A 21,095-nucleotide genomic window follows, 5' to 3' on the forward strand; every position below is an offset into this window, starting at 1 on the left:
ATATACAATAATGACGTGCTGCATAACGAGGTCACTTTTCCATGGCGAATTTTTTCATCGATCGCCCCATTTTTGCCTGGGTGCTTGCAATCCTGTTGTGTCTGACGGGTGTCCTGGCGATTACATCACTTCCCGTTGAGCAATACCCCGACCTCGCGCCCCCCAACGTGCGTATCACGGCGAACTACCCTGGCGCCTCGGCGCAGACGCTGGAAAATACCGTCACGCAGGTTATCGAGCAGAACATGACGGGTCTCGATAACCTGATGTACATGTCCTCGCAGAGCAGCGCCACGGGCCAGGCGACGGTCACCCTGAGCTTTACGGCGGGCACGGATCCGGATGAAGCGGTACAGCAGGTGCAAAACCAGCTGCAATCCGCCCTGCGCAAACTGCCTCAGGCGGTGCAGAACCAGGGCGTTACCGTGCGTAAAACCGGTGACACCAATATTTTGACCATCGCGTTCGTCTCAACCGACGGCTCGATGGATAAACAGGACATCGCGGACTACGTCGCCAGTAATATCCAGGATCCGCTCAGCCGCATCAACGGCGTGGGCGATATCGACGCCTACGGCTCGCAGTATTCCATGCGCATCTGGCTGGATCCCAACAAGCTGAACAGCGTGCAGATGACCGCCAAGGATGTCACCGACGCTATCGAATCGCAGAACGCACAGATTGCCGTGGGGCAGCTGGGCGGTACGCCGTCCGTGGATAACCAGGCGCTTAACGCCACCATCAACTCCCAGTCGCTGCTCCAGACGCCCGAACAATTCCGCAATATCACGCTGCGCGTGAATCAGGACGGGTCGGAAGTGCGTCTGGGTGATGTCGCCACCGTGGAAATGGGGGCGGAAAAATATGACTACCTGAGCCGCTTTAACGGCAATGCCGCGTCCGGATTAGGGGTGAAGCTGGCCTCCGGTGCCAACGAAATGGCGACCGCGCAGCTGGTATTAGATCGTCTGGACGAGCTGTCGCACTACTTCCCGCACGGCCTGGAGTATAAAGTCGCCTACGAAACCACCTCGTTCGTTAAGGCCTCTATCGAAGACGTGGTGAAAACCCTGCTCGAAGCCATCGCGCTGGTGTTCCTCGTGATGTACCTGTTCCTGCAAAACTTTCGCGCCACGCTGATCCCCACCATTGCGGTGCCGGTGGTGCTGCTGGGAACCTTTGCGGTGCTGTATGCCTTTGGCTACAGCATCAACACCCTGACCATGTTCGCCATGGTGCTGGCCATCGGCCTGCTGGTGGATGATGCCATCGTGGTGGTGGAAAACGTCGAGCGCATTATGAGCGAGGAAGGGCTTTCGCCCCGCGAGGCCACGCGCAAGTCGATGGGGCAAATTCAGGGTGCGCTGGTCGGTATCGCCATGGTGCTGTCGGCGGTATTTATCCCGATGGCTTTTTTTGGCGGCACCACGGGCGCGATTTATCGCCAGTTCTCGATCACCATCGTCTCCGCGATGGTGCTCTCGGTGCTGGTGGCGATGATCCTCACCCCTGCCCTTTGCGCGACGCTGCTCAAGCCGCTGCACAAGGGTGAGCATCACGGTCAAAAAGGCTTTTTCGGCTGGTTTAACCGCATGTTCAACCGTAATGCGGCGCGCTATGAAGCGGGCGTGGGCAAGGTGCTGCACCGCAGCATGCGCTGGATGGTGGTGTATGTCCTGCTGCTTGGCGGCATGGTCTTCTTATTCCTGCGGCTGCCCACCTCCTTCCTGCCGCTGGAAGATCGCGGCATGTTTATCACCTCCGTGCAGTTACCGAGCGGCTCGACCCAACAGCAAACCCTGAAGGTGGTGGAAAAGGTTGAGAACTACTTCCATACCCAGGAAAAAGATAACGTGGTCTCCGTTTTCTCTACCGTCGGCTCTGGCCCTGGCGGTAACGGGCAAAACGTGGCGCGCATGTTTGTGCGTCTGAAAGACTGGGATCAGCGCGACAGCGAAACCGGCTCCTCCTTTGCCATCATTGAACGCGCCACCAAAGCGTTCAACAAAATCAAGGAAGCGCGCGTTTTCGCCAGCAGCCCGCCCGCCATCAGCGGTCTGGGCAGTTCAGCCGGGTTTGATATGGAGCTTCAGGACCACGCGGGAGCCGGGCACGATGCGTTAATGGCGGCTCGCGATAAACTGCTGGAGCTGGCCGGGAACGATCCGCAGCTTACGCGCGTTCGCCATAACGGTCTGGATGACAGCCCTCAGCTACAGGTGGATATTGACCAGCGTAAAGCGCAGGCGCTGGGCGTATCCATCGACGACATTAACGACACCCTGCAAACGGCATGGGGCTCAAGCTACGTAAATGACTTTATGGATCGTGGCCGCGTGAAGAAGGTCTACGTTCAGTCCGCCGCCAAATACCGCATGCTACCGGACGATATCAACCGCTGGTATGTGCGCAATAACACCGGCGGCATGGTGCCGTTCTCGGCGTTCGCAACGTCGCGCTGGGAGACCGGATCGCCGCGTCTGGAGCGCTATAACGGCTATTCGGCGCTGGAGATTGTCGGGGAAGCCGCGCCGGGCGTCAGTACCGGTACTGCAATGGACATTATGGAAAAGCTGGTTCAGCAATTGCCGACCGGCTTTGGCCTGGAGTGGACGGCGATGTCCTACCAGGAACGGCTTTCCGGTGCGCAGGCGCCTGCCCTGTATGCTCTTTCGCTGCTGGTGGTCTTCCTCTGCCTGGCGGCACTGTATGAGAGCTGGTCAGTGCCGTTCTCGGTGATGCTGGTGGTGCCGCTCGGGGTTATCGGCGCGCTGCTGGCCACCTGGATGCGCGGCCTGGAAAACGATGTCTATTTCCAGGTCGGGCTCCTCACCGTTATCGGATTGTCGGCGAAAAACGCCATTCTGATCGTTGAATTTGCCAACGAGATGAACGCCAAAGGCCACGAGCTGATGGCCGCCACGCTGCACGCCTGCCGTCAGCGCCTGCGCCCGATCCTGATGACGTCTCTGGCGTTTGTGTTCGGCGTCCTGCCGATGGCCACCAGCTCCGGCGCAGGCTCCAGCAGCCAGCACGCGGTGGGAACGGGCGTCATGGGGGGAATGATTTCCGCGACGATTCTGGCGATCTATTTCGTCCCGCTGTTCTTCGTGCTGGTACGCCGCCGTTTCCCGCTGAAGGATAAGCCGGAATAACCCGTTGAAATAAAAAAGGCGGCTTTATCGGCCGCCTTTTTATTGTGTGATGTTTTCACACTATGGTTATTTTAGTTAATTAAGTGCTCTTGCAATTTTGACCGGAATTTATTTACGAAGCATGCCTTCGATAAAATCTTTCCAGTTCCCCATTTCACGTTCAATCATAACAACCTCTCTTATTATTATGCGCATTCTACGAAAACGTATCATCATTGTGAAGCCACTTTATCCGATTGCTGTGATTGCGCCCCGCTATGTGGGTGGGTTTAAGATCACTATGAGCGTTGCCGGATAAATTTTATGTGACCTACAGCAATATTTTGAAATAGTCAGAAAAATGACAGCATTTTAAATTTCCCTCTGAGTTTATTGGTTATTTAAACAGGATGGACAACTATGCTTAAAAGATGAAAGACTATTCAGCTTACAGCTGTTCGTTGAATTATGGAGAATTGTAAATCACGAAAAATTCCGAATGTGGTATATTCCACTTAAGGATATATCTTCGAAAATATTGAACATTTAATCCACAAAAGAACAAAAGGATTCACCATGGTTGTGATGTACGGCATTAAGAATTGCGACACGATCAAAAAAGCCCGCCGCTGGCTGGAAGCCCACAGCATTGACTATCGCTTCCACGATTACCGTGCCGACGGGCTTGACCCGGCGTTTCTCCATTCCGCCATCAACGAGCTGGGCTGGGAAGCGCTGCTGAATACGCGCGGAACCACCTGGCGTAAGCTGGATGAATCTCTCCGGGCCACGATCGACGACGCCGACAGTGCCGCCAAACTGATGCTTGAAATGCCGGCAATCATCAAACGCCCATTGCTCTGCAAGCCAGGTCAGCCTATGCTGCTGGGTTTCAGTGAAACCCTTTATTCAGATTTTTTCGTTGAGGTGTAGTCTATGTCATGCCCGGTCATTGAGCTGACTCAGCAGCTTATTCGCCGTCCTTCCCTTAGCCCGGACGACGCAGGTTGTCAGGCACTAATGATTGAGCGCCTGCGTGCCATCGGTTTTACCGTGGAACCCATGGATTTTGGCGATACGCAGAACTTCTGGGCCTGGCGCGGTCAGGGGGAGACGCTGGCGTTTGCCGGACATACCGACGTGGTTCCTGCGGGTGACGCAGACCGCTGGATCAACCCGCCTTTTGAACCGACCATCCGCGACGGTATGCTGTTTGGACGCGGCGCGGCGGACATGAAAGGTTCACTGGCCGCGATGGTCGTGGCGGCAGAGCGCTTCGTTGCCCAGCATCCAAATCATAAAAACCGTCTTGCGTTTCTCATCACCTCTGATGAAGAAGCCAGCGCCCACAACGGCACCGTGAAGGTCGTTGAGGCGCTGATGGCGCGCAACGAACGCCTGGACTACTGCCTGGTGGGCGAACCGTCCAGCACCGAAGTGGTGGGCGACGTAGTGAAAAATGGCCGCCGTGGCTCCCTGACCTGTAACTTGACCCTACATGGCGTGCAGGGCCACGTTGCCTATCCTCACCTGGCGGATAACCCGGTACACCGCGCAGCGCCGATGCTGAACGAGCTGGTGGGCATTGAGTGGGACAAAGGTAACGAATTCTTCCCGCCAACCAGCATGCAGATTGCCAACATCAAGGCCGGCACCGGCAGCAACAACGTCATTCCCGGCGATCTCTTCGTCCAGTTTAACTTCCGCTTCAGCACCGAGCTGACCGACGAAACGATCAAAGCACGCGTGGTTGCGCTGCTGGAGAAATATCAGCTGCGCTATACCATTGACTGGTGGCTTTCCGGGCAGCCGTTCCTGACGCAGCGCGGTAAACTGGTGGATGCGGTGGTGAACGCCATTGCGCACTATAATGAGATTAAGCCACAGCTGCTGACAACGGGCGGCACGTCTGACGGACGCTTTATCGCCCGCATGGGTGCACAGGTTGTCGAACTGGGCCCGGTTAACGCGACGATTCACAAAATCAACGAGTGTGTGAACGCAGCGGATTTACAACTGCTGGCCCGCATGTATCAACGTATTATGGAGCAGCTCGTCGCCTGACGGGTGCTTACAGAGGATTAGCGAATGGACTGGCTTTCAAAGTACTGGTGGATTCTGGTGTTGGTGTTTCTGGTAGGCGTGCTGCTTAACGTGATCAAAGATCTCAAGCGCGTTGACCATAAAAAGTTCCTTGCCAATAAGCCGGATCTTCCGCCACATCGTGATTTTAACGACAAGTGGGACGATGAAGACGACTGGCCGAAGAAGGACCAGAAGAAGTAATTGTGCACACCCCTCACCCTGACCCTCTCCCCAAAGGGGAGAGATGCTGGGGGTGAGGAGCAACTCACATAAACTCTACAATATCATCATCATTCGGCTTACCGCCGCTGAGCGCTTCATCAAAGTAGTGCTTCGGTACGGTATAGCGCAGATGATCGAGCGCAAACTGCATGCTGCGATCGTCAATGGCATGCCCCAGATCGTCCACGATATCCAGCGTCACATCCCCGCCTTCACGCATCAGCGCGTCCTGGGCTGCAACCGCATGCGAAAGCTCAATCACCCGGTCTTCACCCCCGTGGATCAGATGGATCGTGGTCTGCGTCGTCGCGCTTTGCGGCAGCGTCGCGAAGCGGCCGTTAAAGGCAATCACGCGGGACGCCAGCCCCGGCTGCGCTTTTACGCTCTCAAGGGACATGATCGACCCCTGCGAAAAGCCAATCAGCGCCGTCGCGTCGGCACCCACGCCGCTCTGCTGCTGCCAGTAGCGTACGGTGTCGATAAACGCAGGCATGGCGGCATCAACGCGCGCCTGACGGCTCTCTTCCGTCACGCCCTCAACGGAGAACCACTGCCGTCCGTTCGGGCCGCACGGCTCCACGCCACCGATGCTGACGATCAGCGCCTGCGGGAAAACGGGTGCAAACCAGCTGCCTATCTGTCCCATGTTGACGGCATTGTCGCCCACGCCATGAAACAGAAGCAGTAACTGTTTAGCCGGTGTGTCCGGGCTTTGCACAACAAAATGGTCATGTTTCATGGCGATCTCCTTAATTGATAAGCAGGATTTTACGCCTCTGCGGGGTAATGACCATGCCACTTTACTGAAGAAGTCATTGAAAAATTTGCCATTGCAAAATGTCGGCTTTCAGCTGCTGGCTGCGCGGATAATCAAGCCTTTCAAGCGCTTGTGCGGTTTCTTCGCGTAATTTTGCCAGCAGCGCTTTCCGTCCTACGTCGTGTGTATGCCCTGCCATTTTTCCGCGCAGCGCTGGAAGCGGCATCTCCACGGCTGACAACAACCGGGTCAGTGCCGCTACCGAGGTCGAAAACGCCCGGTGCGCAAAGGCAAATCCCGCCAGCTCCAGCCAGTCGTCACTATTAAGGGTAGCTTCCCACGCATCCGTCACCGGGATCTTTTCGCCGTTCCAGGCCGACAGGACGCGCATATCACGACATAAACGTTGATGTGCCTGCTCGCAGAGCTGATGCCCCGCCTCGCTTAGCGGCAGCAGCGCCATCGCCGTATAGCACCCGCTGCTCGCCTCCCGATGGCTGCCCATTCGCACCAGCACAAAACCGCACTGCTGCCAGAAGCGCCACAGCTCGTCGGTAAAGCCGAAGCTGACCGAGAGATAATCTTCTCCGCTGGCGCCGCGGATCAGCCGCTGGCCGATGCCTTCCCGCTGGCGATGGGGATGAACCGCAATGCGGCTGACGCGTCGCCCCTGAAGCGTCGCCGCGAGGGGCGATCCGCCGTGCGCCGCCAGCGACTGCGCCACCAGATTTCCACGCGGCCGACGAAAGCCCGCCCATACCGCGCGGCTCAGTTCAGGGGATAATCCCCCCTCCTCCACCAGCCAGAGCGCGCCCGCGATGTCGGCACCCGCGTGCGCAACGGCAAAGTGCTGGCCGGGGGCGTCCATCATCCGGCGTAAATCGAGGGGTGAGGTGCGATAATGCGCGGCGCACAGCAGTTCGTATACGCTTGCCACACGCGCCGGATCGCTCTCCCACGCGCGTGGCTCCAGCGACCTTAAACATACTTCGCCTTCCGGTTTGCGGTCGATAAGCGCATCGTCAAACAGCAGCGCGTTCGCCACAATCCGCTCAAGCGAACAACCGGCAGCCCAGCGAACGGGCGTTGATAAGGTATAACGCCGCAGCCCGCTGAACCGGGCGCAGAATTTAAGCAGAAATCCCCTGCCCGTTCCTTCATAGCCCTGTACCGTTGTGGTCAACAGCACGCGAGGAAATCGCGACACCAGCTTCTCGAGCAGCGGGCCGGGAACAGCGGCCGCCTCATCGACAATCAGCCAGTCGGCCTGCAACGTGGAGGCCAGCAATGCATCCGGAGCCATAAAGTGAAAATGTTCGCCAGCAAAACGCGCGATGACGTCCGTCGCCCCTTTGGCCGGTGCCGTCACCACCGCATTCCCGCGTATGCCGTTGAGCAACATGCCTGCCAGCGCTGACTTTCCGCGCCCGCGCGGTGCCGTAACGGCGGCCACGCCTGCAGGCATCGTCAGAAGGGCGTCGAGGATCTCAGCCTGCTCGCGCTGCGGTTCACCGCTGGCGGGCTGCCAGGCGGGGACATCTGGCGCAACGGGAAGGTGCAGGGAATGGTGCTGCTGCCAGACGATAGCGTCCGAATCGGCGGCAAGCGTCCGGCAAAAATGGTGAACAAAATGCGGGGTGGCGATCGGCTCTGCGCTGTCGCTCCAGCGCAGAGAATCCCTGTCGGGCCTGTCGGCCCAGACGGCGAACGGCGGCACCAGCAGCACCAGAAGGCTCCCGGCGCGCAGCGTCCCGCTGAGGGCGGCGAAGGCCGAGACGTCAAACCCGTCTCGCGCGTCAAAAACGGCGTGCAGGTATTCACGTCCCAGCAGGCCGCTGAGGGACTTAGACGGGTTCTCCTCCAGCCACAGCCAGTCTCCCGGTAACGTGTCGCGCAGGGTAGTCGCCTGGCTCAACGTCCACGCTTCATCGCCGCTGAGCACCACCAGCCGGCGGTGCCCGGTACGCTGAAGCTGACTAACCAGCGCTTCAAACCCCAGCATCACATTGCTTTGCCGAAGGTATCACACTGTGACGGGTTGCCGCTGTCGAAGCCACGCTTAAACCAGCTGTAGCGCTGTTCGGAGGTGCCGTGGGTAAAGCTGTCCGGCACAACGCGCCCCTGGCTCTGCTGCTGCAAGCGATCGTCCCCAATCGCCTGGGCGGCATTCAGGGCCTCTTCCAGATCGCCTGTTTCCAGCACGCCCTGCTGCTGCATGCTGTGTCCCCAGACGCCAGCGAAACAGTCCGCCTGAAGCTCCATGCGCACGGAAAGGTGATTCACCTCCGCCTGAGACGCATTCTGCTGCATCTGACGCACCTTAGGCTCAATGCCGAGGAGCTTCTGCACATGGTGGCCAACTTCATGCGCGATCACGTAGCCCTGGGCAAAATCGCCGTCGGCGCCCAGCTTGCTTTTCATGTCGTCATAGAAGGAGAGATCGATATAGACGGTGCTGTCCGCCGGGCAGTAGAACGGCCCCATCACGGACTGTCCGGTGCCGCAGCCTGTGCGGGTTGCGCCCCGGTACATTACCAGTTTTGGCGGCTGATAGGTCCGCCCCATTTTCTCGAACTGCTGACCCCAGGTATCTTCGGTCGTCGCGAGAATAACGGAAGTAAATTTCGCCGCTTCATCTTCATTCGGGCTGATGGAGCGCTGCGAATACTGCTGCTGTTGCCCGGTTTCACCGGTCATTAAACCGGTCAGGTCGACGCCGTAGTAGCCCGCCACCAGCACCACGACCAGCAGAATAATACCGCCCTTGCCGCTGGGTAACCGGAAACCTGGCCCGCCCATAGACGGACCACCGCCACCACTGCTGCGTCTGTCTTCTACGTTGTCACTTTCACGACGCCCTTGCCAGCGCATAAACACCTCGAACTATTCCATTTATAATAGCTATGATCGTAGGCGGTTAATGAAAGGATTACCATAGTAAACAAGGATAAGACGCCAAAGGATGCAAACATCCTTTGGCAAATGCGCGTATTAGTCGAGCTTAACGCCTAAACGGTGAGCAACCGCTTCGTACGCTTCGACCACCCCACCCAGGCTCTGGCGGAAACGGTCTTTGTCCATTTTATCCAGCGTCTCTTTGTCCCACAGACGGCTGCCGTCCGGAGAGAATTCGTCGCCCAGCACCACTTCGCCTTTGTACAGACCGAACTCCAGCTTGAAATCGACCAGGATCAGGCCCGCGTCATCAAACAGCTTTTTCAGCACGTCGTTGGCTTTGTAGGTCAGTTCCTGCATGCGCGCCAGGTTCTCTTTGCTTACCCAGCCGAAGGTTTCGCAGTAGGATTCGTTGACCATCGGGTCGTGCATGGCATCGTTTTTCAGGAACAAATCGAACAGCGGTGGATTCAGTTCAATACCCTCTTCAATGCCCAGACGCTTCACCAGGGAGCCTGCGGCACGGTTACGGATAACGCACTCTACCGGCACCATATTCAGTTTTTTTACCAGACATTCCGTATCGGACAGCAACGCTTCCATCTGAGTCGGGATACCGGCTTCGGCCAGCTTGGTCATAATGAAGTGGTTGAACTTGTTGTTCACCATGCCTTTACGATCGAACTGCTCAATGCGCGCGCCGTCTCCTGCTGACGTATCATTGCGGAACTCGAGCACCAACAGATCCGGGTTTTCCGTGCTGTATACGGTTTTCGCTTTGCCACGATACAACTCAGCTTGCTTCTGCATCTTCATTACTCCTGGTGTGATGATTTGTATTCAAAACTGGGCATATTATGCCACGCACACGTTTGCGTAGCACGAAAATAAAAAGGGCTGGATTATCCAGCCCTCGCTATTATTTGCTGAATGCGGCCTGGAAGGCAGCGACCAGCGCATCGTTTTGCGACTGGGTCAGCGTGTGTCCTTTCGGATCGATAAATTGCAAGCTGCTGCGGTTATCGAGGTCGCCGACCTGGATTTTGTAGTCACCGGAAGGCAGCTGCGGATCGCTTGCCCCCAGTTCCTGCCAGGCGCTATCGGACAGCGGCCTATAGGTCGCTGTGATGCTGCCCGTTGAACGGGTGCTGTCGGTCACCTTCATACCCACTTTTTCAAGCGTAGCCGGCAAACGCTGCCAGGTCTGGTTAAACGGCGCACGCACCACCAGCATTGGCAGACCGGTATCATCGGCACCGCTGTGCACGTCAAACGTTGAACCGTTACGGTTCTGCGCGGCGTTAGCGGCATCGGTGGCGTTCTTATCCAGACCCGCTGCAATCACGTTCAGCATTTCGGTGCTGTAGCGCTGCAAGGCAGCCGGATCGGCAATCGGTTTGCCCGCCTGCTCAAGATTTAACAGCTTAACGGTAACCGCCTGCTGATAACCCTGCGGCTTAACGGAGACTTGATAACGACCGCGATACTGCTGATCTTCATCGAGACGGTTCCACTCAATCCAGTCGGTGGTTAAGGTCTGACTGGCGTCGTCGCGTTTATCAATCGTGTAATTTTTCGACTGAATTACGCTCACCACCTGCGGCCACAGCGTGGTGCCGCGTGCGCTTTCCACCAGCAGAGAGGCCGTATCACCGGTAAACTGAGTACGCGCGCCACTTACCAGCGCCAGAGGCTGAGCCGGCGGACGAATATCGAGCGCTTTACCCACCAGACCGCTACCGTTCGTGACCGGAATATTATAATCACCGTTCTGGATCGGCAGGATCATGCCGGCAGGCGCGTGAAGTTCAGCAAGCGGCGGCGAATCCAGATAGGATTCATCACCGCTCACCTGGCGCTTGTAGCGCGAGTCTGAACTACAGGCAGCGAGGAGCATAACAAGCGAAACACCCGCAACCTTCGCCAGGCGCGACTTCTGTACTGAATAAGCCATCAAATCTCCCTAAACTTTACAGCAGACCGGCATGCTTCAGCGCGCCAGCGACAATTTCACGACCGTGGTCGGTAATAGGTGTCATTGGCAGACGCAGCGTGTCGGTTGCTACAAGCCCCAACTCCTTACATGCCCATTTCACTGGGATCGGATTGGGTTCGACAAATAATTTATTGTGCAACGGCATCAGACGCTGATTAATCACGCGAGCTTCATCAAAGTGACCGGCTGCGGCCAGCTTGCACATGTCAGCCATATCGCGCGCCGCAACGTTCGCCGTCACGGAAATCACGCCATTTCCACCGAGCTGCATAAAGTCCAGCGCGGTCGCATCGTCACCGCTCAACAGGATAAAGTCGTCTGAAACCAGCTCTTTGATCTGATGAACGCGGCTTAAGTTCCCTGTCGCCTCTTTAATCCCGATAATATTTTTTACTTTCGAGAGACGGCCAACGGTTTCCGGCAGCATATCGCAACCGGTACGAGACGGCACATTATACAGAATTTGTGGCAAGTCAGTATGTTCGGCGATGGCTTTGAAATGCTGGAACAAACCTTCCTGAGTAGGACGGTTGTAGTAAGGCGTGACCGTCAGACAGCCAACAACGCCGCTGTCGTTAAAACGCTGGGTCAGGCTAATGGCCTCAGCCGTTGCGTTTGCGCCCGTACCCGCGATGACCGGAATACGCCCGTCAGCCAGCTCAAGGGTCAGCATCACAACGTCGCCGTGCTCGTCGTGGCTCAGCGTTGCGGATTCACCGGTAGTCCCTACCGAAACGATCGCCGAGGTTCCATTGGCGACATGGTAATCAATGAGCTTCTTCATGCTTGACCGGCAGACATTACCTTTTTCATCCATCGGTGTAACAAGCGCGACAATACTTCCCGTGAACATGAGCCATCCTCTGTGCGAACAAGAGCCTCAATGTTACGTTTGGAACTGTAATAAAAGCAAGCGACCTGAGGCTCTCAGGCGGTTGTATGCATGTTTTTTTTATGCTTTCCTTAGGAAGACTTAACCACGCAAAGGAAGAACAGGTTTGACAACCTCATCACAACATTACCTGGTTATCACTGCGCTGGGTGCTGACAGGCCGGGTATCGTGAATACCATCACTCGCCACGTGAGCAGCTGCGGCTGCAATATCGAAGACAGCCGGCTGGCTATGCTGGGTGAAGAGTTCACGTTCATTATGCTGCTTTCCGGAACATGGAATGCCATTACCCTCATCGAATCTACCCTGCCGCTGAAGGGCGCAGAGCTGGATTTACTGATTGTGATGAAGCGCACCACCGCGCGCCCGCGTCCGGCTCTGCCTGCCACGGTCTGGGTACAGGTTGAAGTGCCTGATTCACCTCATCTGATTGAACGTTTTACGGCGCTGTTTGACAGCCATCAGATGAACATTGCCGAACTGGTTTCCCGCACGCAGCCGGGTGATGAGAACGCCATCCCGACGCTGTTTATTCAAATTACCGCCCACAGCCCTGCCTCGCAGGATGCGTCAAATATCGAGCAAGCATTCAAAGCCCTCTGTACAGAATTACACGCGCAAGGCAGTATAAGCGTCGTCGATTATTCGCAGCACGAACAGGATGGAGTTGAGTAATGAACCCACTGAAAGCCGGTGATATCGCACCGAAATTTAGCTTACCGGATCAAGACGGCGAGCAAGTAAATTTGACCGACTTCCAGGGACAGCGTGTTCTGGTCTATTTCTACCCGAAAGCCATGACGCCGGGCTGTACCGTACAGGCCTGCGGTTTACGCGATAACATGGATGAGTTGAAGAAAGTCGGTGTGGAAGTGCTGGGCATCAGCACCGATAAGCCAGAAAAGCTGTCACGCTTTGCGGAAAAAGAGCTGCTGAACTTCACGCTGCTTTCCGATGAAGACCACCAGGTTTGCGAGCAGTTTGGCGTCTGGGGTGAGAAGTCCTTTATGGGCAAAACCTACGACGGGATCCACCGCATCAGCTTCCTGATTGGCGCTGACGGTAAAGTTGAGCACGTGTTTGACGACTTTAAAACCAGTAATCACCACGACGTGGTGTTGAACTGGCTGAAAGAAAGTGCCTGAAAGTGAGTGTCGGGTGGCGGCTTCGCCTTACCCGACCTACAAGAATAAGTAGGCCGGGTAAGCGCAGCGCCGCCCGGCAAAACTACTTCTCTTCCACCGCCGGCACATCCGGCCATGCGTGGACCACGGCTTTAATCAGCGTCGCCAGCGGTATGGCAAAGAACACGCCCCAGAAACCCCACAGCCCGCCGAAAATCACCACCGACAGAATAATCACCAGCGGATGCAGGTTAACAGCTTCTGAGAACAGCACCGGCACCAGCAGGTTACCGTCCAGCCCCTGAATGATCAGGTATACCGCGAAGCAGCTCCAGAACTCCGTGCCCAGACCAAACTGGAACAGCGCGACGCCGACGACCGGAATGGTCACCACAAACGCGCCGATATACGGGATCAGAACCGAGAATCCAACAAGCACCGCCAGCAGCAGCGAATAATTCAGCCCAAAGATCACAAAGCCAACCCAGGTCGCCACGCCCACCACGATCATCTCCAGCACCTTGCCGCGAATGTAGTTGGTGATCTGCTGGTTCATCTCCTGCCAGACCTGCCCGGCCAGGCCGCGATTGCGCGGCAGCACGCGGCGTACCGCGTTCAGCATCTGCTCTTTATCTTTGACCAGGAAGAACACCATCAGCGGCACGAGGACCAGATAGACGGCCAGGGTCAGCAGCCCTACCAGCGAGGCCAGCGAGTACTTCACCACCGAATCACCCATGGTCATGATGCGGGCGCGCATATTTTCGGCCATCGCATCAATGATCCCGGCGTCCATCAGCGCGGGATAGCGGCGCGGCAGCGTGGCGGCAAAATCAGACAGTTTATTCAGCATGCCGGGCATATCGCGGATCAAATATATCCCCTGTTGCCAGGCGATGGGCATGACCACGAAGGACATCAGCAGCAGTATACCGACAAACAGCACCAGCACGATGCTGGTCGCCCAGCGGCGGGAACAGCCGATATGTTCCAGACGCGCGGTGGGCCACTCCAGCAGATACGCCAGCACGATCGCCGCAAGCAGCGGTGCCAGCAGGCCGCTAAAGAAGAACAGGATACCGAATCCGGCAACCAGAATAACCAGTAAAGCAATGGCTTCCGGATCGCTAAACCGACGCCGATACCACTGCATTAACATTTCGAGCATACAACCCTTCCCTGAATCGAATGGCGGGAGTGAGACGGTGAATTGTATCTAACTGTCACAAAAAAGACTTTCCTTTTTGTTTCACTGTCAGGTTTCGCAAAACCCTGATGAATGGGATTTTCTTCATCTCTTAACACGGCTACACTCGCAGGGCAGCGGAGATGAACGTTATGCGGGTTCATCGGTCAAATTAGCACATCCAACATACAGGACAGTGGTTATGTTCAGGCAGTTGAGAAAAACACTGGTTGCGACACTGATTGCCGCCGTGACGGTCGGCCAGGTGTTGCCCGCTTTCGCTGACTCGTCCGATTCATTGCCGGACATGGGCACCACGGCAGGAAGCACGCTTTCCATCGGGCAGGAGATGCAGATGGGGGATTATTACGTACGCCAGCTGCGCGGCAGTGCTCCGCTGATCAACGACCCTTTGCTGGTCCAGTACATCAACGGTCTGGGGATGCGGCTGGTGGCACATGCGGACTCGGTAAAAACGCCCTTCCACTTCTTCTTAATCAATAACGACGAAATCAACGCCTTCGCCTTCTTTGGCGGGAACGTGGTGCTGCATTCGGCGTTATTCCGTTATTCCGATAACGAAAGCCAGCTGGCGTCAGTCATGGCGCACGAAATTTCGCACGTTACCCAGCGCCATCTGGCGCGTGCGATGGAAGACCAGAAGCGTAACGCCCCGCTGACCTGGGTGGGCGCGCTGGGCTCTATTCTGCTGGCGATGGCCAGCCCGCAGGCTGGGATGGCGGCCCTCACCGGGACGTTGGCGGGAACGCGTCAGGGGATGATCAGCTTTACCCAGCAGAATGAGCAGGAGGCAGACCGCATCGGCATTCAGGTTTTACAGCGTGCAGGCTTTGACCCGCAGGCCATGCCGAGCTTCCTGGAAAAACTGCTCGACCAGGCACGCTACTCGTCGCGTCCCCCTGAAATTCTGTTGACCCACCCGCTGCCGGAAAGCCGCCTCTCGGATGCGCGTAACCGTGCCAACCAGATGCGTCCGGTGGTCGTGCAGTCCTCGCAGGATTTCTACATGGCAAAAGTGAGAACGCTTGGCATGTACAACTCCGGGCGTAATCAGCTCACCAGCGATCTGCTGGACGCGCTGGCGAAAGGCAACGTGCGCGAGAAAAACGCGGCGCAGTATGGTCAGGCGCTCCAGGCTATGGAGGCCAGCAAATATGATGAAGCGCGTAAAGCGCTACAGCCGCTTCTGGCGGCGGCCCCAAATAACCCGTGGTATCTCGACCTCGCCACCGATATCGATCTGGGACAGAAAAAAGCGACCGATGCGATTAATCGCCTGAAAGGGGCGAAAGATCTTCGTAACAATCCGGTATTGCAGCTTAACCTGGCGAACGCTTACTTACAGGGTGGACAGCCCGGTGAGGCGGTGACCATTCTGAACCGCTACACCTTTAACAATAAAGATGACCAGAACGGCTGGGAGCTGCTCGCCCAGGCGCAGGGGCAACTGGGTAACCGCGATCAGGAGCTGGCCGCGCGTGCGGAAGGTCTGGCGCTGGCGGGCCGCCTCGACCAGGCCATTTCCCTGTTGAGCAGCGCCAGTTCACAGGTGAAACTCGGCAGCCTGCAACAGGCCCGTTACGACGCGCGAATCGACCAGCTGCGCGGCCTGCAACAACGCTTTAAGCCGTACGAGAAGATGTAATAAAGGAGAAGTCATGACAGACGCGGTAAAAATTTATCATAACCCTCGCTGCTCCAAGAGCCGCGACACCCTCAGCCTGCTGAAGTCTAACGGCATCGAACCGGAAGTGGTGCTGTATCTGGAGACGCCGCCGGATGCGGAGACGATCCGTCAGCTGCTTAAGATGCTCGATATGAGCAGCGCGCGCGAGCTGATGCGTCAGAAAGAAGATCTGTATAAATCGCTCAATCTGAACGATACACATCTCACTGAAGAGCGGCTTATTCAGGCAATGGTCGATAACCCAAAGCTGATTGAGCGTCCGATTGTAGTGGCGAACGGCAAGGCGCGTATCGGTCGTCCGCCTGAAAACGTGCTCGAGATCGTCTAATCGTTACGCCGCAGCGCTTCCAGAAACGCCTGCGGCGTACGCTCTCCCAGCTTTTTCTGCGCTTTCCCCCGGTTGTAATACTCACACAGTTGAATCAACAGCTCTCCCATCGGTTCACTGTTCACCCGTGGAATGATGTCGCGTAACGGCAGCGCCACCAGTACGGCGCGGATTTGCTGCGGATGCGCTTTCACGCTAACGCTGTGCACCGGCAGCGTCACCGCCAGCCCAAAAGTCTCAACAGATTGAATATCTGCCGGACACGCTTCCAGCACCTCATTCGCCCAGTGGGTTAACAACTGCGGGGAAACGCCGGCATAAAGCCGGGCGTAGCACCAGCCGCTGACGGGTTCACGCGCCCAGAGCAGGTGTTGCTCGCCACCGTCGTCCATATGCAGCGACAGCGGCTGATGATGCAGGAGTAGTTTCTGCGGCATGATGCCGGCCTTCAGCGCCTTTTTGCCCTGCAACAACGCCCCCTTTTGTTTTACCGAAGCCGGCTTGAGGTAGCGGTTCAGGGTCGCGCGGGAAACGGCGATCCCGAGCCCGTCATTCACCAACAGCAGCAGCTCATCCAGCGGCGCACCGGTGATATCCCGCAGGGCATTTATCAGTGCCGCCTGTTCCTGTCTCAACGCTTTGTGTATCACTTTGGGCGTAGTGTGGTTATCCGATACCTGGTCGCGGTTGCGCCAGCGCCTGACGGTGGTGACCGAGATCCCCAGCTCAGTGGCCAGCTCTCTGTCGCTTTTATCGGACTGCTGAAGGTAGCGACGGATACGCGGCGTGGTCGTGGCGTTGGCATGCAGTTTGATTTCCATCGCGTCTCTCTCCGCAACTAATCTCATGAGATTTATTATGCAGCAGCGAATGCTTTGTGACCGATTTCACCTTTCGTTCGCCGCGCTTCACTGATAATCCACAGACATAACATAAACCACACCCCTCAATCTTGTACGGAGTTCACAATGAACAATGTCCTGGGATTTCTTGAAGCAAAACTGATGCCGCTGGCGGCGAAAACAGCCCAGCAGCGCCATCTTGGGGCCATCCGTGGGGCCTACGTTTCATTCATGCCGTTTATCATCGTCGGCTCCATCCTGCTGGTGATCTCCTCTTTCCCTAACCAGGCCTATCAGCAGTTTATGTCTCAGGCCTTTGGTGACAGCTGGAGCGCGATTATTGAGATCCCGTTCAACGCGGTGTTCTCGACCATGTCGCTGTTTATCAGCTTCCTGGTGGCCTACCGTCTGGCGGAACACTACGGCGAGGACCGCATCTCCTGCGGCATCCTGGCGCTGGTCGCGTTTCTGATCCTGACGCCTTTTATCAAAGTGGCGGAAAACGGTGGTATTACCGTGATGCCGGTGGAGTGGATCGGCAGCAAAGGGCTGTTCGTGGCGATGATCGGTTCCCTGCTGTGGACGGAACTGTTCTGTTGGCTGAAGCGCAAAAAGCTGGTCATCAAAATGCCGGACGGCGTGCCCCCGGCGGTACAGGAGTCGTTCGCGGCGCTGATCCCGGCCCTGCTGGTGATGATTCTGGTGCTTATCATCCGCATCATCTTCGAAAACACCCATTACAGCACCATCCACCAGTTTATTTATGAAGTGGTTGCTACCCCGGTGCGCCACTACGGCACCTCCTATTTCGGTGCGCTGATGACGGTATTCAGCATCACCATTCTGTGGTCAGTGGGCATTAACTCCGGTTCGATGATCAACGGCATTATTCGCCCGCTGTGGATGGAGAACCAGACCGATAATATCGCCGCGATCCAGGCGGGAACGACGCCGCCGCACATTATCACGGAACAGTTTTTCGACATGATCTGGATGGGCGGCGCGGGGGCCACGCTCTCATTGGTGATCGCGATGCTGATTTTCGCCCGCAGCAAAAACATGCGCGAAGTGGCGCGCCTCGGCGCAGGGGCATCGGTGTTTAACATCAACGAGCCGATCCTGTTTGGCCTGCCGGTGATCATGAACCCCATCATGCTTATCCCGTTCAACCTGGTGCCGCTGGTGCTGGTCACCGTGCAGTATGTGGCGATGAAGGTTGGCGCGGTCGCCGTCACCACCGGGGTGTTTATCCCCTGGACGCTGCCGCCGGTTATCAGCGGTTTTATCGTCACCGGCCACCTGAGCGGCAGCGTGATGCAGCTGATCAACCTGCTGATTGGCGCCATGCTGTACCTGCCTTTCATGTGTATCGTGGATAAACAGTACCGCGCCGCGGAACTGACCCCGGTGACGCAAACCGACACCACCCTTGCAAAACAGGAGTAAAGCATGTGGGGAATTATCGCAACCTGGCGAATGGCGCTTGAAGGGGTAACGGAGTCTGCGTCTGCCCTGGCGGCGGGAAAACCGGTCGCTGCGGCGGTGGTTGATGCCGTCGCCGCCGTCGAAGACTTTCCGCTGTATAAATCCGTCGGCTACGGCGGGCTGCCTACCGAAAACGGTGAGGTGGAGCTGGACGCGGCGTATATGGACGGCGACACGCTGGCGTTCGGCGCGGTGGGGAATCTGGTGGATATCGCCAACCCGGTGCGCGTGGCGCATGCGCTCAGCCGTCAGCGCTACAACAGCCTGCTGGTCGGCCAGGGCGCGCGCGAGTGGGCACTGAGCCAGGGCTTTACCGACAAAACCATGCTCACGGATCGCGCCATGCAGCACTACCGTAAGCGCTGCCGTGAGACGCTGGATAAGGGGTTAAGCCCCTACGACGGGCACGACACCGTCGGCGTTATCGGTCTCGATAAACAGGGCTCAATGAGCGTTGCCACCTCCACCAGCGGCCTGTTCATGAAAAAACGCGGTCGCCTCGGGGACTCGCCGATTATCGGCTCCGGCTTTTACTGCGACAGCGAAACCGGGGCGGCCACCGCCACGGGTGTGGGTGAAGATCTGATGAAAGGCTGCACCAGCTACGAAATCGTTCGCCGAATGGCGCAGGGCATGACGCCGCAGCAGGCGGCGGATTCGGTCGTCTTTGAACTGGAAGACAGGCTGATGTCGCGCTTTGGCCGCGCGGGCGATCTCTCCGTGGTGTGCATGAACAACAGAGGCGAGTTTGGCGCCGCAACCAACATCAAAACCTTCTCGTTTGTGGTGGCGACGGCCCGCCAGCCGCTCACGGTTTTTCGTACCGAACGCCTGCGGGAGAAAACGCATTATCACGCGGTAGACGAGGCGTGGATGCAGGCCTATGCCGCACGGATCCGCGCGCCCATTGAGGAGTCATGATGATTACATATCAGTTTATCAGCGCGCTTGCGGACGCGAAGCCGAACAGCCATTTGATTGCGCGCTCGGCCAGTTCTCTCTTACCGGAAAGCGCGCTTGTCGATGAAATGCGCGACTCTGACGGCATCGCGGACACCCGCTTTGGCTGCGCGCCGTTTGCCCGTATCACCCTGCTGCCGGATGGGCTCTGGCATGACGCCCTGACCGAAGGGCTGCTCGCTGCCCTGCGGCCGCTGCTTGCCGCCCCCGCCAGCGCCGATATCGTGCTGGACGTGACGGATATCGACGAGGTGGTGCTGGCGCAGGTGCTGCGATTTCTCTTTAACCAGGCGCACAGGCTGAGCGATCTGAAGCTCAAGAAAACGGACGACGCGGTGCGTCTTACGTGCATCACCGCCCTCTGCCTGCCGGAACAGCGGGCGAAGCTGGAGACGATCTTCCGCCAGCAGCAGGCTATTGCCCTCGGAATGGTCGCGGCGCGGCGGCTGGCGGATATCCCGTCTGACCGCTGTACGCCGCAGTTTGTGGTCGAAGAGGCGCAAAAACTGTGTGCCGCCTACCCTGCCCTGCGCTGCGAGGTGCTGAACGAAAAGGATATTGTTGAGCAGGGTCTTGGGCTGCTGCACGCGGTTGGCAAAGGGGCGGCCTGCCCGCCGCGTCTGCTCGCTGTCCACTATAACGGTGTCTCTGACGGCCCGGTACGCTGCTATGTCGGTAAAGGCATAACCTTTGACACCGGCGGCCTGTGGCTGAAGGAAGGCGCGGGCATGTACACCATGAAATATGACATGTGCGGCGCGGCTAACGTGCTCGGGCTGATGCTGACCGTTGCGGAGCTGAAATTGCCCGTACGCATCATGGGCGTGCTGGCGCTGGCGGAAAACGCCATCGGCCCGGAGGCGATGCAGCCCGGCACGGTGGCAACGGCCTGCAACGGCATCACCGTTGAAATTAATAATACCGATGCCGAGGGCCGGCTGGTGCTGGCAGACGCCATCGCCTGGGCCAGCCAGCGGCACCCGCAGGCCCGCTATATCATTGATATGGCAACGTTAACGGGCGCGGTGGTGAAAGCGCTGGGATATGAGCTGAGCGGATTAATGACGCAGGATGAACCGCTGCGCGAAGCATTGACGGGAGCGGGTAAGCGGAGCGGTGACGAGGTATGGTCCCTGCCGCTGGATGCGCGGCTGAAAAAGCAGACCGACAGCGCCATCGCCGATCTGTGCAATACGCCGACCAACAATGCGGCGATCAGTGCGTCGGCGGCGTGGCTGCTGCACCACTTCTGCCCGCCGACGATCCCGTGGGCGCATCTGGATATCAGCGGAACGGCGCTATGGCGGGAGAACGGCAGGAGCGTGGCGTCGGGAAGGCCGATTTCACTGCTGGTGGAGCACTTGGTGGGGGATCTTTAGCCGGGTGGCGGCTGCGCCTTACCCGGCCTATGGCTTTGATTTTTTTGCCCGGTGGCGGCTACGCCTTACCGGGCCTACGAAAACCACTCTCCTTGTAGGCC

Annotated in this window: 20 protein-coding genes; 11 read left to right on the forward strand and 9 right to left on the reverse strand. The window is 57.4% G+C overall.

Annotated elements, in window-relative coordinates:
- The first annotated feature begins 41 nt into the window (after nucleotides 1–41).
- Nucleotides 42–3,155: a multidrug efflux RND transporter permease AcrD gene (gene acrD / locus DBR02_RS02295; protein WP_063868071.1), complete on the forward strand. Its 3,114-nt coding sequence runs from the start codon at nucleotides 42–44 to the stop codon at nucleotides 3,153–3,155.
- Between the two features lie 108 nt (nucleotides 3,156–3,263).
- On the opposite strand, the gene ypfM is transcribed toward acrD, so the two are convergent.
- The gene (gene ypfM / locus DBR02_RS02300) at nucleotides 3,264–3,323 is read right to left on the reverse strand and encodes a protein YpfM (protein WP_102751470.1); all 60 of its coding nucleotides are present in this window, start codon (nucleotides 3,321–3,323) and stop codon (nucleotides 3,264–3,266) included.
- Nucleotides 3,324–3,710: 387 nt separating this feature from the next.
- On the opposite strand from ypfM, the gene DBR02_RS02305 reads away from it, so the two are divergent.
- Genes DBR02_RS02305 through DBR02_RS02315 form a run of 3 tightly spaced genes read left to right on the forward strand, consistent with a single transcriptional unit; the run spans nucleotide 3,711 to nucleotide 5,420 of the window.
- Entirely contained in the window at nucleotides 3,711–4,067 is a 357-nt protein-coding gene (locus DBR02_RS02305; protein ID WP_107533467.1) for an ArsC family reductase, read from the forward strand.
- Nucleotides 4,068–4,070: 3 nt separating this feature from the next.
- Nucleotides 4,071–5,198: a succinyl-diaminopimelate desuccinylase gene (dapE, locus tag DBR02_RS02310; RefSeq protein WP_063450476.1), complete on the forward strand. Its 1,128-nt coding sequence runs from the start codon at nucleotides 4,071–4,073 to the stop codon at nucleotides 5,196–5,198.
- Nucleotides 5,199–5,222: 24 nt separating this feature from the next.
- Nucleotides 5,223–5,420: a YpfN family protein gene (locus DBR02_RS02315; RefSeq protein ID WP_000383991.1), complete on the forward strand. Its 198-nt coding sequence runs from the start codon at nucleotides 5,223–5,225 to the stop codon at nucleotides 5,418–5,420.
- 64 nt (nucleotides 5,421–5,484) lie between these two features.
- Here DBR02_RS02315 and ypfH read toward each other — a convergent pair whose 3' ends face one another.
- From ypfH to dapA, 6 genes are all read right to left on the reverse strand, one after another.
- Nucleotides 5,485–6,180 (reverse strand): esterase, encoded by a 696-nt coding sequence (ypfH, locus tag DBR02_RS02320; RefSeq protein WP_107533468.1) that lies wholly within the window; start codon nucleotides 6,178–6,180, stop codon nucleotides 5,485–5,487.
- Nucleotides 6,181–6,253: 73 nt separating this feature from the next.
- Complete coding sequence (locus DBR02_RS02325) at nucleotides 6,254–8,200, reverse strand: tRNA(Met) cytidine acetyltransferase TmcA (RefSeq protein WP_107533469.1); 1,947 nt, start codon at nucleotides 8,198–8,200, stop codon at nucleotides 6,254–6,256.
- A complete protein-coding gene (gene ypfJ, locus DBR02_RS02330; protein ID WP_063450479.1) occupies nucleotides 8,200–9,069 on the reverse strand; it encodes a KPN_02809 family neutral zinc metallopeptidase in 870 nt (289 codons plus the stop codon). Before ypfJ ends, DBR02_RS02325 begins: the two co-directional genes overlap by 1 nt.
- Nucleotides 9,070–9,189: 120 nt before the next feature.
- Nucleotides 9,190–9,903 carry a phosphoribosylaminoimidazolesuccinocarboxamide synthase gene (purC, locus tag DBR02_RS02335; RefSeq protein WP_107533470.1) on the reverse strand — a complete coding sequence of 238 codons (714 nt, stop codon included), beginning with the start codon at nucleotides 9,901–9,903 and terminating at the stop codon, nucleotides 9,190–9,192.
- Between the two features lie 109 nt (nucleotides 9,904–10,012).
- Nucleotides 10,013–11,047 carry an outer membrane protein assembly factor BamC gene (gene bamC / locus DBR02_RS02340; protein ID WP_107533471.1) on the reverse strand — a complete coding sequence of 345 codons (1,035 nt, stop codon included), beginning with the start codon at nucleotides 11,045–11,047 and terminating at the stop codon, nucleotides 10,013–10,015.
- 16 nt (nucleotides 11,048–11,063) lie between these two features.
- Nucleotides 11,064–11,942: a 4-hydroxy-tetrahydrodipicolinate synthase gene (gene dapA, locus DBR02_RS02345; protein ID WP_063450481.1), complete on the reverse strand. Its 879-nt coding sequence runs from the start codon at nucleotides 11,940–11,942 to the stop codon at nucleotides 11,064–11,066.
- Between the two features lie 145 nt (nucleotides 11,943–12,087).
- On the opposite strand from dapA, the gene DBR02_RS02350 reads away from it, so the two are divergent.
- The gene (locus tag DBR02_RS02350) at nucleotides 12,088–12,657 is read left to right on the forward strand and encodes a glycine cleavage system transcriptional repressor (RefSeq protein ID WP_000213743.1); all 570 of its coding nucleotides are present in this window, start codon (nucleotides 12,088–12,090) and stop codon (nucleotides 12,655–12,657) included.
- Nucleotides 12,657–13,127: a thioredoxin-dependent thiol peroxidase gene (bcp, locus tag DBR02_RS02355; protein ID WP_045141746.1), complete on the forward strand. Its 471-nt coding sequence runs from the start codon at nucleotides 12,657–12,659 to the stop codon at nucleotides 13,125–13,127. The genes DBR02_RS02350 and bcp overlap by 1 nt, the downstream gene beginning before the upstream one ends.
- An 82-nt stretch (nucleotides 13,128–13,209) precedes the next feature.
- On the opposite strand, the gene DBR02_RS02360 is transcribed toward bcp, so the two are convergent.
- Complete coding sequence (locus DBR02_RS02360; protein WP_107533472.1) at nucleotides 13,210–14,274, reverse strand: AI-2E family transporter; 1,065 nt, start codon at nucleotides 14,272–14,274, stop codon at nucleotides 13,210–13,212.
- Nucleotides 14,275–14,494: 220 nt separating this feature from the next.
- Here DBR02_RS02360 and bepA point away from each other — a divergent pair, with 220 nt between their 5' ends.
- Nucleotides 14,495–15,958 (forward strand): beta-barrel assembly-enhancing protease, encoded by a 1,464-nt coding sequence (bepA, locus tag DBR02_RS02365; RefSeq protein WP_063450483.1) that lies wholly within the window; start codon nucleotides 14,495–14,497, stop codon nucleotides 15,956–15,958.
- 13 nt (nucleotides 15,959–15,971) lie between these two features.
- On the forward strand, nucleotides 15,972–16,328 hold the full coding sequence (arsC, locus tag DBR02_RS02370; protein ID WP_107533473.1) for an arsenate reductase (glutaredoxin): 357 nt from the start codon (nucleotides 15,972–15,974) through the stop codon (nucleotides 16,326–16,328).
- Here the strand turns inward: arsC and DBR02_RS02375 are convergent.
- On the reverse strand, nucleotides 16,325–17,149 hold the full coding sequence (locus DBR02_RS02375) for a helix-turn-helix domain-containing protein (protein ID WP_107533474.1): 825 nt from the start codon (nucleotides 17,147–17,149) through the stop codon (nucleotides 16,325–16,327). The two genes, arsC and DBR02_RS02375, sit on opposite strands and share 4 nt — an antisense overlap.
- A gap of 147 nt (nucleotides 17,150–17,296) precedes the next feature.
- Here DBR02_RS02375 and celB point away from each other — a divergent pair, with 147 nt between their 5' ends.
- Genes celB through DBR02_RS02390 form a run of 3 tightly spaced genes read left to right on the forward strand, consistent with a single transcriptional unit; the run spans nucleotide 17,297 to nucleotide 20,994 of the window.
- On the forward strand, nucleotides 17,297–18,616 hold the full coding sequence (gene celB, locus DBR02_RS02380) for a PTS cellobiose transporter subunit IIC (RefSeq protein WP_107533475.1): 1,320 nt from the start codon (nucleotides 17,297–17,299) through the stop codon (nucleotides 18,614–18,616).
- Between the two features lie 3 nt (nucleotides 18,617–18,619).
- Nucleotides 18,620–19,576, forward strand: coding sequence for a N(4)-(beta-N-acetylglucosaminyl)-L-asparaginase (locus DBR02_RS02385; protein ID WP_107533476.1), 957 nt, complete (start codon nucleotides 18,620–18,622; stop codon nucleotides 19,574–19,576).
- On the forward strand, nucleotides 19,576–20,994 hold the full coding sequence (locus DBR02_RS02390) for a leucyl aminopeptidase family protein (protein ID WP_107533477.1): 1,419 nt from the start codon (nucleotides 19,576–19,578) through the stop codon (nucleotides 20,992–20,994). The genes DBR02_RS02385 and DBR02_RS02390 overlap by 1 nt, the downstream gene beginning before the upstream one ends.
- Nucleotides 20,995–21,095: the final 101 nt, after the last annotated feature.

Origin of the sequence: Enterobacter cloacae complex sp., from assembly GCF_900322725.1 — a bacterium.
Classification (GTDB): domain Bacteria; phylum Pseudomonadota; class Gammaproteobacteria; order Enterobacterales; family Enterobacteriaceae; genus Enterobacter; species Enterobacter quasihormaechei.

Bases quoted from the DNA above. Each gene is read 5' to 3' on its own strand.
- celB (WP_107533475.1), top strand. From the start codon at position 17,297: ATGAACAATGTCCTGGGATTTCTTGAAGCAAAACTGATGCCGCTGGCG.
- DBR02_RS02305 (WP_107533467.1), top strand. From the start codon at position 3,711: ATGGTTGTGATGTACGGCATTAAGAATTGCGACACGATCAAAAAAGCC.
- bamC (WP_107533471.1), bottom strand. From the start codon at position 11,047: ATGGCTTATTCAGTACAGAAGTCGCGCCTGGCGAAGGTTGCGGGTGTT.
- arsC (WP_107533473.1), top strand. From the start codon at position 15,972: ATGACAGACGCGGTAAAAATTTATCATAACCCTCGCTGCTCCAAGAGC.
- DBR02_RS02375 (WP_107533474.1), bottom strand. From the start codon at position 17,149: ATGGAAATCAAACTGCATGCCAACGCCACGACCACGCCGCGTATCCGT.
- dapE (WP_063450476.1), top strand. From the start codon at position 4,071: ATGTCATGCCCGGTCATTGAGCTGACTCAGCAGCTTATTCGCCGTCCT.
- DBR02_RS02325 (WP_107533469.1), bottom strand. From the start codon at position 8,200: ATGCTGGGGTTTGAAGCGCTGGTTAGTCAGCTTCAGCGTACCGGGCAC.
- bepA (WP_063450483.1), top strand. From the start codon at position 14,495: ATGTTCAGGCAGTTGAGAAAAACACTGGTTGCGACACTGATTGCCGCC.
- DBR02_RS02390 (WP_107533477.1), top strand. From the start codon at position 19,576: ATGATTACATATCAGTTTATCAGCGCGCTTGCGGACGCGAAGCCGAAC.
- acrD (WP_063868071.1), top strand. From the start codon at position 42: ATGGCGAATTTTTTCATCGATCGCCCCATTTTTGCCTGGGTGCTTGCA.
- DBR02_RS02315 (WP_000383991.1), top strand. From the start codon at position 5,223: ATGGACTGGCTTTCAAAGTACTGGTGGATTCTGGTGTTGGTGTTTCTG.
- DBR02_RS02360 (WP_107533472.1), bottom strand. From the start codon at position 14,274: ATGCTCGAAATGTTAATGCAGTGGTATCGGCGTCGGTTTAGCGATCCG.
- DBR02_RS02385 (WP_107533476.1), top strand. From the start codon at position 18,620: ATGTGGGGAATTATCGCAACCTGGCGAATGGCGCTTGAAGGGGTAACG.
- dapA (WP_063450481.1), bottom strand. From the start codon at position 11,942: ATGTTCACGGGAAGTATTGTCGCGCTTGTTACACCGATGGATGAAAAA.
- ypfJ (WP_063450479.1), bottom strand. From the start codon at position 9,069: ATGCGCTGGCAAGGGCGTCGTGAAAGTGACAACGTAGAAGACAGACGC.
- bcp (WP_045141746.1), top strand. From the start codon at position 12,657: ATGAACCCACTGAAAGCCGGTGATATCGCACCGAAATTTAGCTTACCG.
- purC (WP_107533470.1), bottom strand. From the start codon at position 9,903: ATGCAGAAGCAAGCTGAGTTGTATCGTGGCAAAGCGAAAACCGTATAC.
- ypfH (WP_107533468.1), bottom strand. From the start codon at position 6,180: ATGAAACATGACCATTTTGTTGTGCAAAGCCCGGACACACCGGCTAAA.